Source organism: Salipiger sp., from assembly GCF_048261495.1.
Taxonomy (GTDB): domain Bacteria; phylum Pseudomonadota; class Alphaproteobacteria; order Rhodobacterales; family Rhodobacteraceae; genus Salipiger.
Map to the genome: position 1 here is coordinate 432,958 of NZ_JBLXFX010000002.1, position 11,726 is coordinate 444,683.

Annotated in this window: 10 protein-coding genes; 6 read left to right on the top strand and 4 right to left on the bottom strand. The window is 67.3% G+C overall.

Features of this window, described 5'->3' with window-relative positions; all coding sequences use genetic code 11:
- Nucleotides 1–44: 44 nt before the first annotated feature.
- The 3 genes from ACN0RJ_RS05550 to ACN0RJ_RS05560 all read left to right on the top strand — a co-directional run bounded on the left by ACN0RJ_RS05550 (nucleotide 45) and on the right by ACN0RJ_RS05560 (nucleotide 1,311).
- Nucleotides 45–287 carry a BolA/IbaG family iron-sulfur metabolism protein gene (locus ACN0RJ_RS05550; protein WP_417721254.1) on the top strand — a complete coding sequence of 81 codons (243 nt, stop codon included), beginning with the start codon at nucleotides 45–47 and terminating at the stop codon, nucleotides 285–287.
- A 112-nt stretch (nucleotides 288–399) separates the two neighbouring features.
- The gene (gene grxD / locus ACN0RJ_RS05555) at nucleotides 400–762 is read left to right on the top strand and encodes a Grx4 family monothiol glutaredoxin (RefSeq protein ID WP_417721253.1); all 363 of its coding nucleotides are present in this window, start codon (nucleotides 400–402) and stop codon (nucleotides 760–762) included.
- A 12-nt stretch (nucleotides 763–774) separates the two neighbouring features.
- Nucleotides 775–1,311, top strand: a complete 537-nt coding sequence (locus ACN0RJ_RS05560; RefSeq protein ID WP_417723644.1) for a GNAT family N-acetyltransferase — start codon at nucleotides 775–777, stop codon at nucleotides 1,309–1,311.
- Here the strand turns inward: ACN0RJ_RS05560 and ccmE are convergent.
- From ccmE to ACN0RJ_RS05580, 4 genes are all read right to left on the bottom strand, one after another.
- Nucleotides 1,281–1,739 (bottom strand): cytochrome c maturation protein CcmE, encoded by a 459-nt coding sequence (ccmE, locus tag ACN0RJ_RS05565; RefSeq protein ID WP_417723645.1) that lies wholly within the window; start codon nucleotides 1,737–1,739, stop codon nucleotides 1,281–1,283. The two genes, ACN0RJ_RS05560 and ccmE, sit on opposite strands and share 31 nt — an antisense overlap.
- 213 nt (nucleotides 1,740–1,952) lie before the next feature.
- Complete coding sequence (gene murI / locus ACN0RJ_RS05570; RefSeq protein ID WP_417723646.1) at nucleotides 1,953–2,765, bottom strand: glutamate racemase; 813 nt, start codon at nucleotides 2,763–2,765, stop codon at nucleotides 1,953–1,955.
- A gap of 25 nt (nucleotides 2,766–2,790) precedes the next feature.
- Nucleotides 2,791–3,675, bottom strand: a complete 885-nt coding sequence (locus tag ACN0RJ_RS05575) for a lysophospholipid acyltransferase family protein (RefSeq protein WP_417723647.1) — start codon at nucleotides 3,673–3,675, stop codon at nucleotides 2,791–2,793.
- A gap of 98 nt (nucleotides 3,676–3,773) precedes the next feature.
- A complete protein-coding gene (locus ACN0RJ_RS05580; RefSeq protein WP_417723648.1) occupies nucleotides 3,774–7,196 on the bottom strand; it encodes an indolepyruvate ferredoxin oxidoreductase family protein in 3,423 nt (1,140 codons plus the stop codon).
- A 172-nt stretch (nucleotides 7,197–7,368) separates the two neighbouring features.
- Here ACN0RJ_RS05580 and ACN0RJ_RS05585 point away from each other — a divergent pair, with 172 nt between their 5' ends.
- The 3 genes from ACN0RJ_RS05585 (at nucleotide 7,369) to purL (ending at nucleotide 11,628) form a co-directional block, all read left to right on the top strand.
- Nucleotides 7,369–8,274 (top strand): LysR family transcriptional regulator, encoded by a 906-nt coding sequence (locus ACN0RJ_RS05585; RefSeq protein WP_417721247.1) that lies wholly within the window; start codon nucleotides 7,369–7,371, stop codon nucleotides 8,272–8,274.
- A gap of 254 nt (nucleotides 8,275–8,528) precedes the next feature.
- Nucleotides 8,529–9,395: a class I SAM-dependent methyltransferase gene (locus ACN0RJ_RS05590; RefSeq protein ID WP_417723649.1), complete on the top strand. Its 867-nt coding sequence runs from the start codon at nucleotides 8,529–8,531 to the stop codon at nucleotides 9,393–9,395.
- A gap of 73 nt (nucleotides 9,396–9,468) precedes the next feature.
- On the top strand, nucleotides 9,469–11,628 hold the full coding sequence (gene purL, locus ACN0RJ_RS05595) for a phosphoribosylformylglycinamidine synthase subunit PurL (RefSeq protein ID WP_417723650.1): 2,160 nt from the start codon (nucleotides 9,469–9,471) through the stop codon (nucleotides 11,626–11,628).
- Nucleotides 11,629–11,726 lie beyond the last annotated feature (98 nt).

Consider the following 11,726-nt stretch of genomic DNA (forward strand, 5'->3'; position numbering starts at 1 on the left):
TTACATCTTGGGGCAGACCGGGACAACGCAAGGGAGTCTGCCACATGGCCATGGAAGCGACGGAGATCGAGCAGCTCATTCGGGCCGCCTTTCCGCAGGCGAAGGTCACCATCACCGACATGGCCGGAGACGGCAATCACTATGCCGCCGAGGTGATCGACGAGAGCTTTCGCGGCATGAACCGTGTCCAGCAGCAACGCGCGGTCTATGCCGCGCTGAAGGGCAAGATGGACGGTGCGCAGGGCGAATTGCATGCGCTGGCACTGACCACCAAGGCTCCGGACTGAGCGATGTCGCGACGCTGCGGCCGGGAACGGCGGCGGGTCGCGGAACCAGAAACCCGGGGTCCCGAAGACGGCGGCCCCGCCGCGCCGGGGGCGGCGCGCACAGGAGAGCAAGATGAGCGACGCGAAGACCAGGATCGAAGAAACGGTGAAGGCCAATCCCGTGGTGCTGTACATGAAGGGCACCAAGGCCATGCCGCAATGCGGGTTTTCCTCCCGCGTGGCCGGGGTGCTGAACTACATGGGGGTCGATTTCCTCGATGTGAACGTGCTGGCGGATGACGGCATCCGGCAGGGCATCAAGGATTACTCCGACTGGCCGACCATCCCCCAGCTCTACGTCAAGGGCGAGTTCGTGGGCGGCTGCGACATCATCACCGAAATGACCCTCTCGGGCGAGCTCGACACCCTGTTCGAGCAGAGCGGCGTGAGCTACAACAAGGATGCCGCCGAGAAGATCCGCGAAGCCAACGGCTGATCCGTCGGCACGATGCTGACGATCGAGGACGCGAGGGATGCGGCGGACCTGTCCGCCGTGTCCGACCTCTGCCGACAGTACCGCAGGCTTCTGCTGGAGCACGATCCCGACATGCGCCCTACGATGGCGCATCTCTACCCCGAGGCGGCCTACGGCGCGATGCTCGCCGCCCTGCCCGGCGAACACGACATCCTCCTGCTGGCGCGGCTGGACGGAACTGCGGTCGGATGCGCCATGGCCCACCCCCTGCCGGACGGAAGCTGCGAGGCAAAGCGGGTCTTTGTCAGCGATGCCGCGCGCGGCAGGGGCGTGGCACGGGCGCTTATGACGGCGCTGATCGCGCGGGCGCGGGAGCTTGGCTACGGGGTCCTGAGGCTCGACACCGCGACCACGCTGGTGGCGGCGCAGCGGCTCTACGAGTCGCTGGGCTTCGCGCGCCGCGGCCCCTATGCGCCGGTGCCGCCCATCGCCGAGGGGCGGCTGTGCTTTTTCGAACTGGCGCTCGGGGCGCGGGCGGATCAGCTGCCGGTGCCGCCGGTGTCCTTGTAGACCCCCTGCTCCTTCAGCGCGTCGATGACCTCCTTGGGCATGTAGGTCTCGTCATGCTTGGCGAGGATCTCGGAGGCGCGGAAGACGCCGTCGACATATTTGCCGGTGCCCACCATGCCCTGGTTCTCGTCGAAGAGATCGGGCAGCACGCCGGCAAAGACCACGGGAACCGTCGCGCCGCCGTCGGTGACGTTGAAACGGATCTCGTGCCCCTCGCCCCGGATCAGCGAGCCGACCTCGACCAGGCCGCCGATGCGGAAGGTCTCGTTCGGAGCGGGCGGCTGTTCCATCACCTGGCTGGGAGATCGGAAGAAGTTGATGCCGTCGCGCATGGCATACCCGATGAGCGCGGTCGACAGGACCAGCGCCACGGCGGCGAGCGCGATCACCTGGATGCGGCGCTGCTTCTTGAGCGATCTGAGCGACATCGGTTCCCTCCCGCGCCGGGTCGCGGCGCCACCTCTTGCGGTTCGTGACTATATATGCGGGTCGGGCAGCGCTTTGAAGGGAGACCTTCCGGTTGCGTCGCCGGGTCGCGGAACCGTGCCGCCCCCTGCGGGGCCGGCCGGTGCGAGGGGCGCTGCCCCTCGCACTCCCCGGGATATTTCCGGCCAGAAGAAGGACCGGGACGGTGCCGGGGATCAGGCCGAGGTGAAGGTGATCGGGTGGCGCAGGAACTGGGTGGCGTGGACCGAGACCTTGCGCGGATCGCCGGTGGTCAGGAAGGCGGAGTCCTTGCCGGGGCCGTACATGTCGGGATGCCGCGCCAGGTAGTCCGAGAGCGAGGCGGCGACGAGGGAGGCCTGGGAATAGACCGTGACCTCCGGGCCGAGGGCGTCCTGGAAAATGTCCTGCATCAGGGGATAGTGCGTGCAGCCGAGGATGGCGGCCTGGGGCATGGGCATCTTGCGCTTCAGCGCGTCCACATGGGAGCGCACGAGGGCTTCGGCGAGGATCATGTCGCCCTCCTCGATCGCGTCGACGAGGCCGCCGCAGGCCTGCGCCTCGACGTCGACGCCGATGGCGCGGAAGGCCAGTTCGCGCTGGAAGGCGCGGGAGCGCACGGTGGCCGGGGTGGCGAAGAGCGCAACGTGCTGCACGGCGACTTCGCGCGGGGGGGAGTTGTCGCCCCACTGGCGTTCGGTCAGCGCCTCGATCAGCGGCACGAAGACGCCGAGCACGCGCTTGTCGCGGGGCACGAAGCTTTCCTGCATGCGGCGCAGCGCGGCGGCGGAGGCGGTGTTGCAGGCGAGGATCACCAGGTCGCAGCCCGCGGCCCAGAGACGTTCGGTGGCGGCGGTGGTGAGGTCGAAGATGTCGTTGGCGTCGCGCACGCCGTAGGGCGCGTGCTTGCTGTCGGCGAAATAGACGAAGGGCACCTCGGGAAGCGTCTTTCGCACCGCTTCCAGCACCGTGAGCCCGCCGAGCCCCGAATCGAACACGCCTACTGCCATCTGCCCGTCCTCTGCTGCCCGGTTGTCAGACCCGGTGCTTGTGCTTTTCCTCGAATTCGAAGCCGTAGTCGAGCGAGTCGAACGGCTGTGGGGACAAGTGATACGTCGCTTCGCGCAGGAAATCCATCAGGGCGCGCGCATCCCCGGCGCGCCGGGCGATTTCGGCGGGCGGGACCGGCTGTCCGATCACGACGCGCACCGGACGGTCGGTGCGCCTGCGGAATTCCTGCATCAGGAGCCCCATGCGCAGGGTCGGGTGCAGGTGGCTGGCAATCTGGAACAGGCGCGAATTGCTGCCGTCGAAATAGACCGGCACCACGGTCGCGCCGGATTTCGCCACCATCCGCGCGGTGAAACTGCGCCAGCCGGGGTCCATGGGCCGGGAGAAGGGCCGCGCCGCGGTCGAGACGGTGCCGCCGGGAAACACGCCGATGCAGCCGCCTCCGGCGAGCCGGTCGAGCGCCCTGCGCCTCGTGTCGAGATTTTCCCGCACCGCCGCGCGCGTGCCGTCGAAATTCACCGGCAGGATCACCCGCTCGAGGTCCGGGGCATGTCCGAAGATCCGGTGGGCGAGGATGCGGAAATCGCCCCGCCTCGCAGAAAGGATATGGCCCAGCATGATTCCGTCGAGAATGCCGAAGGGGTGATTGGCGATCACGATCAGCGGGCCGTCGCCGGGCAGATCCGAAAGCGCGCCGCCGACCACGTCGAGGCTGAGCCCGAAGCGGTCGAGGATCACCTCCCAGAAATCGCGGCCACGCGCGACCTCCTCCCGGTAGCCCGCCGCGCGCCGGATGAGACCGATGCGGCCGGTGGCGTTCTCCATCACGCGGATGACGGCGCGGCCGCCGCGCGACCGGGCGGAACGGGAATAGGAAATGTCGCGCGCGACATCGCCCTGCTGGGGCATCTGCGGTCTCCGGGTCGAACCGCCACGCGGTGTGGCGGTTCGTGCCTTGTGACGCGGCCCTGTAACGGTTTTGCGACGGCCGCCCGGCGTAGCGGCGCCTATTCCGCCGCCTGCGACACCGTCGGGCCGCCTGCGCGCAGAGTGTCCAGGAGCTCTTCGCGGCGTTTCGCTGCCTCGCGCTCCGCCGCCATCTTGACCGGGCCGAAGCCCTTGATGCGCAGGGGCAATTCCGCCAGAGCGACAAGCGCGTCGCGGGTCTGCGGCGTCAGCAAGGGCAACCACTCCGCCATGTCGGCTTCGTATTGCGCGATGAGCGCGCGTTCCATCCGGCGCTCCTCGGTGCGTCCGAAGGGGTCGAAGGGGGTGCCGCGCAGGATCTTCAGCGGGGCAAGCAGGCGGAAGGCGGTCAGCATCCGCTCGCCGAAGGCCTTCTTGACCGGACGACCTTCGCTGCCCTCCTTCGACAGCACCGGCGGGGCCAGGTGGAAGGTCATCGAGAAATCACCGTCAAAGGCCGCGCGGGCCTTTTTCCGGGTGTCGAGATGCAGCCGCGCGACCTCGTATTCGTCCTTGTAACTCAGTAGCTTGTGATAGCCTCTTGCCACCGCGTCGCGCAGCTGCGGATCCTCGATGCCGTCGACCAGCCTGCGGTACTTGCGGGCAAGGCGCGCGGATTGGTAGGCGGTCAGGTGTTCGGCGCGGAAGGCGATCCTGTCCTCCGGCGTCTTCGGCAGCGAGACCACCGAGCGGCGCGACAGCCGCGTGACCTCGCCGGGATGCAGCGCGGCCCAGCGGCCGATCTCGAAGGCGCGCAGGTTCCGGTCGACCGCCGCCCCGTTCAGGGTCACGGCGCGGGCGATGGCATCGTGCGGCAGCGGGATCAGCCCGTTCTGCCAGGCGGCACCAAGGATCATCATGTTGGAATAGATCGAATCCCCCATCGTCGCCTGCGCCAGCTCCGTGGCGTCGAACAGTGCGACGCGCTCTTTCAGCCTTGCTTCAATAGCAAGCTGCAACCTGTCGTTGGGAATGGAGAAATCGGTATTCCGGGTGAACTCTCCGGTGACGATGTCGTGGCTGTTGACCACCGCGCCGGTGCGGCCGGTGCGCAGCAGGCCCAGGGTCTTGCCCGCGGCGCTGACCACCAGATCGCCGCCGATGAGGGCATGCGCCTCGCCGGTCGCGACGCGCACGGCGCTGATGTCCTCGGGACGGTTGGCGAGCCGCAGGTGGATGTGCACCGCGCCGCCCTTCTGGGCGAGGCCGGCCATCTCCATCATGCCGGCGCCGAGCCCGGCGATCTGCGCCGCCTGCGCCAGCACCGCGCCGACCGTGACCACCCCGGTGCCGCCGACGCCGGTGATGACGATGTTATGGGTGCCGTCGATCACGGGCAGGACGGGCTCGGGCATGTCGGGCAGGTCGAGCTTGGTGGTCTCGCCCTTCTTCACCGTTGCGCCGGAGAGGGTTACGAACGACGGGCAAAACCCTTTGAGACAAGAGAAATCCTTGTTGCAGGCCGATTGGTCGATGGCGCGTTTGCGCCCCAGTTCGGTTTCGGAGGGCACGATGGCGACGCAGTTCGACTGAACCCCGCAATCGCCGCAGCCCTCGCAGACGTCGGTGTTGATGAACACCCGCGTGTCCGGGTCCGGGAACTGGCCGCGCTTGCGGCGGCGGCGCTTTTCGGCGGCACAGGTCTGGATGTAGAGGATGACGCTGACGCCCTCCTTCTCCGCGAAGGCCTTCTGCACGGCCTCCATGTCGGAGCGTTCATGCTTTTCAATGCCTTGCGGGAAGAGGCCGAAGTCCGGCTCCTCCTTGTCGTCATAGACCACGGCAAGGTGCTTCACGCCCATCGCGGTGACTTCGCGGGCGATGCGGTCGGCGGTCAGGCCGCCTTCGTTCTTCTGCCCGCCGGTCATGGCGACGGCATCGTTGAACAGGATCTTGTAGGTGATGTTCACCCCGGCGGCCAGCGCCGCCCGGATCGCCAGAGATCCGGAATGGTTGTAGGTTCCGTCCCCAAGGTTCTGGAAAACATGGGGAGTTTTCGAAAACGGCGCCTCGCCGATCCAGTTCGCACCCTCGCCGCCCATATGGGTGAAACCGTCGGTGTTGCGGTCCATCCACTGCACCATGTAGTGACAGCCGATCCCGGCATAGGCGCGATGCCCCTCGGGCACCTTGGTCGAGGTGTTGTGCGGGCAGCCCGCGCAATAATAGGGAAGCCGTGCGGCAAGGTCCTGCGCATTGTCGGCTTTCCGTGCGTCATCAAGACGTTGCAGCGCGGCGTTGAGGGAATCCGTGCCGCGCCCTTCCTCGATCAGGATCTTGCCGAGGCGCTCCGCGATCATGATCGGGTCGAGCGCGCCCTGCGTCGGGAACAGTTCGGCCCCGTGCATCGAGCCGGCGCCACCCCCCTTGTGCCAGCCATAGACGCGGCGGCCGCGACGGTCGTCGAAGATCGCCTCCTTGACCTGCACCTCGATCAGCTTGCGCTTTTCCTCGACGATGACGATGAGGTCGAGCCCCTCGGCCCAGTCGTGAAAGCCGCGCATGTCCAGCGGCCAGGTCTGCCCGACCTTGTAGGTGGTGATCCCCAGCCGTTCGGCCCCGGCGTCGTCGATGCCGAGCAGCGACATGGCATGAACCAGGTCGAGCCAGTTCTTGCCAGCCGCGACAAGGCCGATCCTGGCGCCCGGCTTGCCCCAGACGCGCTTGTCCATGCGGTTGGCATGGGAAAACGCCTCGGCCGCAAAGCGCTTGTGGTCGATGATCCGCGCTTCCTGCGCATGGGGCGTGTCACCGAGGCGGATGTTGAGCCCGCCCTTCGGCATGTCGAACTCCGGCATCACCAGCGAGACGCGGTCCGGGCGGCCGTCGACCACCGCCGTCGCCTCGACCGTGTCCTTCATCGTCTTGAGACCGACCCAGACCCCGGCGAAGCGCGACAGCGCCAGGCCGTAGATGCCGTAATCCAGCACCTCCTGCACGCCGGCGGGCGACACCACCGGCATGTAGGCATCGACCAGCGCCCATTCCGACTGGTGCAGCACGGTCGAGCTTTCGCCGGTGTGGTCGTCGCCCATCGCCATCAGCACCCCGCCGCGCGGCGAGGTCCCGGCCATGTTGGCATGGCGCATCACGTCGCCGGAGCGGTCCACCCCCGGCCCCTTGCCGTACCAGAGACCGAACACGCCGTCGAAACGGCCCTCGCCGCGCAGCTCGGCCTGCTGCGTACCCCAGAGCGCGGTCGCGGCAAGATCCTCGTTCAGGCCCTCCTGAAACGTGATGTCCGCCGCCCGCAGGAGCTTTTCCGCCCGCGCCATCTGCAGATCGACCGCCCCGAGGGGCGAGCCGCGATAGCCGGTGACATACCCGGCGGTGTTCAGCCCCGCGGCCCGGTCGCGGGCCTTCTGCATCAGCATCAGACGCACGAGCGCCTGCGTGCCGTTCAGAAGAACGGAGTGTTTTTCAAGATCGAAACGGTCATTCAGGGTGATAAGCTGCTCGGCCATGTGCGCCTCCCAACGCTCACTGCTTAAAGCTAGTGCATATGACGGGGATGTTAGGTCATAAAAGCTGACCTTAACAGGGATTTTTTCGTGATTTTGCCGACTGCCGGTAAGATGGGTTCCAATTAACCGATTGTGTCGTATAGACGGGCGACGAGCCGGGAAAGTGACGGGTATGGACTGGGACAAGCTAAGAATATTTCACGCGGTCGCCGACGCGGGCAGCCTGACCCACGCCGGGGATTCCCTGCATCTTTCGCAATCCGCCGTCTCCCGCCAGATCCGGTCGCTGGAGGAATCGCTCAACACCACCCTGTTCCACCGCCATGCGCGGGGCCTGATTCTCACCGAGCAGGGGGAACTGCTGTTCGACGCCACCGCCGCGATGATCAAGCGGATCGACGCCGCCACCGCCCGCATCCGCGACAGCGAGGAGGAGGTGTTCGGCGAACTCAAGGTCACCACGACCCACGGCTTCGGCGTGCTCTGGCTCGCCCCGCGGCTTGCCAAGCTCTACGAGAAATTCCCCGACCTGCGCGTCGACCTCATGCTCGAGGAACGCGTGCTCGACCTGCCCATGCGCGAGGCCGACGTCGCCATCCGCATGAAGGAGCCGTCCCAGGCCGACCTGATCCGCAAGCGGCTGATGTCGGTGCGGATGCGCCTCTACGCCTCGCCGACCTATCTCGCCGAACACGGCATGCCGGAATCGCTGCACGATCTCGCCAAGCACCGCCTGATCTGCCAGAACCCCTCTTCGGCGCAGGTGAGCGCGGGCAAGCTCATGGTGCAGGAGCTGCTGACCTACGACATCCAGACCTCGCTCACCGTGAACAACTATTTCGGTGTCCTGCAGGCGGTGATCGCCAATCTCGGAATCGGCGTGCTGCCAGATTACATCATCGAGGATTTCCCCTCGGTCATCCGCGTTCTGCCGGATGTCGAATCGAACGAAGTGCCGGTCTTCCTCGCCTATCCCGAGGAACTGCGCCACTCCAAGCGCGTCTCCGCCTTCCGCGATTTCGTCCAGGACGAGATCTTTGCCCACCGTCGCCAGCTCAAGGCGATGGGAGCGGACTGAACTGCCCGAAATTCTCGCGGTATGCAAGGAACGCATAACGGGAATGCCGCGCCTGCGGCATTCTGCGTCTTGATCGACTCATTCCCGATAACATATTCGGCAGATGAAGCTTGAAGCGCCTCACGGTGCATCATCTTCATACCTCCCTGTTGGACTTCGGCCGAGCTTTGTGCTCGGCCTTTTTTTTGCCGTCACGAAATTCCGCCCCCGCCCCGGTCGAAAAGCGTTAGCCTGAGGATCTGGGGGACAGAATCATGACCGAGCCGCAGACCGACCCGAACGAGGACCAGCGCCGGTTCTGGAGCGACGGGCCCGGACGCACCTGGGCGGCCATCGCCGATACCCTCGACGCCGTGCACGTCAACGTCGATCGTGCGCTGATCGCCGCCGCGGCCCCATCCCCCGGAGAGCGTGTCATCGACATCGGCAGCGGCGCCGGAGCCACCTCGATGGCGCTGGCCGCGCTTGTGGGCAGGACCGGCTCCGTCACCGGGCTCGACATCTCCGAATCCCTCGTCACCGAGGCGCGCCGCCGCGTCGCCGACCGCACCCCGCCCGTGCCCGAATTCCGGCTGGCCGATGCCCAGACCGGACGCCCGGACGGTCCGCCCGCCGACCTTGTCGTCTCGCGCATGGGGGTGATGTTCTTTGCCGACCCGGTCGCGGCCTTTGCCAACATCCGCGACATGCTGCGCCCCGGCGGCCGCCTGGCGTTCATCTGCTGGCGCACCATGGAGGAAAATCCCTGGTTCGCGCTTCCCTTCCGCGCCGTCGCCGACCGGCTCGGCGCGCCGGATACGCCCGCCGATCCCCATGCCCCCGGCCCCATGGCCTTTGCGGATATCGAGCGTGTCACCGGCATTCTGCGCGAGGCCGGGTTCGGCACCGTCACCGCCCGGACCGTCGAACCGGAGATCGTGATCGCCGGCGGCGCCGATGCGGCGGCACGGCTCTGCACACGGATCGGCCCGGTTGCCCACATGCTGCGCATATCCAACGGCACCGACGCGGACCGCGCCGCCATCGTCGCCCGCCTGCGCGAGGATCTCGCCCCCTTCGAGCGGGACGGCACCTGCCGGGTGCCCGCGCGGATGAACCTTTTCACCGCGGCACGGCCCTGAAACCGGCGCGACCTCTTTCCCCCGCCCGTCCCATGCAATAAACACCGGCGCATCAGCACCAAGAGGATGTGAGATGCAGGAACCGGCCATCACCGAAGAGCTCATCGCCGCGCACGGGATCAAGCCCGACGAATACGCGCGCATCCTGCAGATTCTGAACCGCGAGCCGACCTTCACCGAACTCGGCATCTTTTCGGCCATGTGGAACGAGCACTGCTCCTACAAGTCGTCCAAGATCCACCTCAAGGGTCTGCCGACCTCCGGCCCGCAGGTGATCTGCGGCCCCGGCGAGAATGCCGGCGTGGTCGACATCGGCGACGGCCAGGCGGTGGTCTTCAAGATGGAAAGCCACAACCACCCCTCCTATATCGAGCCCTACCAGGGTGCGGCGACCGGCGTCGGCGGCATCCTGCGCGACGTCTTCACCATGGGCGCGCGGCCGATCGCGGCGATGAACTCGCTGTCCTTCGGGGTCAAGGAGCATCCCAAGACCCGCCGCCTCGTGCATGGCGTGGTCGAGGGCGTGGGCGGCTACGGCAACTGCTTCGGCGTGCCGACCGTGGGCGGCGAGGTCCGCTTCCACCCTGCCTACAACGGCAACTGCCTGGTCAACGCCTTCGCGGCGGGCCTCGCGGACACCGACAAGATCTTCTACTCCGCCGCCAGCGGCGTCGGCCGCCCGGTGGTCTATCTCGGCGCCAAGACCGGCCGCGACGGCGTCGGCGGCGCGACCATGGCCTCGGCCGAATTCGACGAGAGCATCGAGGAAAAGCGCCCCACCGTGCAGGTCGGCGACCCCTTCACCGAAAAGCGCCTGATGGAGGCGACGCTGGAACTCATGCTCACCGGCGCGGTGATCTCGATCCAGGACATGGGCGCGGCGGGCCTCACCTGCTCGGCGGTGGAAATGGGCGACAAGGGCGGACTCGGCATCCGTCTCGACCTCGAAAAGGTGCCGCAGCGCGAAAAGAACATGACCGCCTACGAGATGATGCTGTCGGAATCCCAGGAACGGATGCTGATGGTGCTCGACCCCGCGAAGGAGGCCGAGGCCAAGGCGGTCTTCGTCAAATGGGATCTCGACTTCGCCATCGTCGGCGAAACCATCCCCGAGGACCGCTTCCTCATCGTCCACCACGGCGAGGTCAAGGCCGACATGCCGCTGTCCCGCCTCAGCTCCTCGGCGCCCGAATACGACCGACCCTGGACCCCCTCGCCCGAGGCCGCCCCGATGGAGGACGTGCCCGGCGTCGATGCCATCGACGCGCTGAAGGCGCTGCTCGCCTCGCCCAACTACTGCTCGCGGGAATGGGTCTACCAGCAATACGACAGCCAGGTGATGGCCGACACCATGCGCATCCCCGGCTTCGGCGCCGGCGTGATCCGCGTGCACGGCACCGACAAGAAGCTCGCCTTCACCTCCGACGTGACCCCGCGCTACGTCAAGGCCAACCCGGTGCAGGGCGGCCGCCAGGCCGTGGCCGAGGCCTACCGCAACCTCTCCGCCGTCGGCGCGCTGCCGCTGGCCACCACCGACAACCTCAATTTCGGCAATCCGGAAAAGCCCGAAATCATGGGCCAGTTCGTCGAGGCCCTGCGCGGCATCGGCGAGGCCTGCCTCGCCCTCGACATGCCCATCGTCTCGGGCAACGTCTCGCTCTACAACGAGACCGACGGCGTCGGCATCCTGCCCACCCCCACCATCGGCGCGGTCGGGCTGATCGCCGCGGGCGAAGAGCCGATCCTCGGCCTCGCAAACGACGGCGACGTGGCCTTGCTGATCGGCGACACCGCCGGCCACCTCGGCCAGTCCGCCCTGCTGGCCGAAGTCTTCAACCGCGAAGACGGCGACGCCCCGCATGTCGACCTCGCCGCCGAAAAGCGCAACGGCACCTTCATCCGCGACAACCGCGCGCTGATCTCCTGCTGCACCGACCTGTCGGACGGCGGCCTCGCGCTCGCCGCCTTCGAAATGGCCGAAGCCTCGGGCCTCGGCCTGACCCTCGACACCGGCGACACGCCGACCCTGTTCGGCGAGGACCAGGCCCGCTACCTCGTCGCCGCCACCTTCGACGCGGCAGAGGCGCTGATGACCGCCGCCGCGCAGGTGGGCGTCAGCATCGTCACGGTCGGTCGCTTCGGCGGCGACAGCCTGCGCATCGCGGGCTCCGAGGCCCCGATGGCCGAACTCGCAACCCTCTACCGCTCCGGCTTCGCCACGCATTTCGGCTGATCCCGAAGACCCGAAACGTCCGGGGGGACGGCTGACCGCCGCCCCCCCTTCTTCGGTTCGAAAAATATCCCGGGGGAGTCCGCAACGCGGACGGGGGC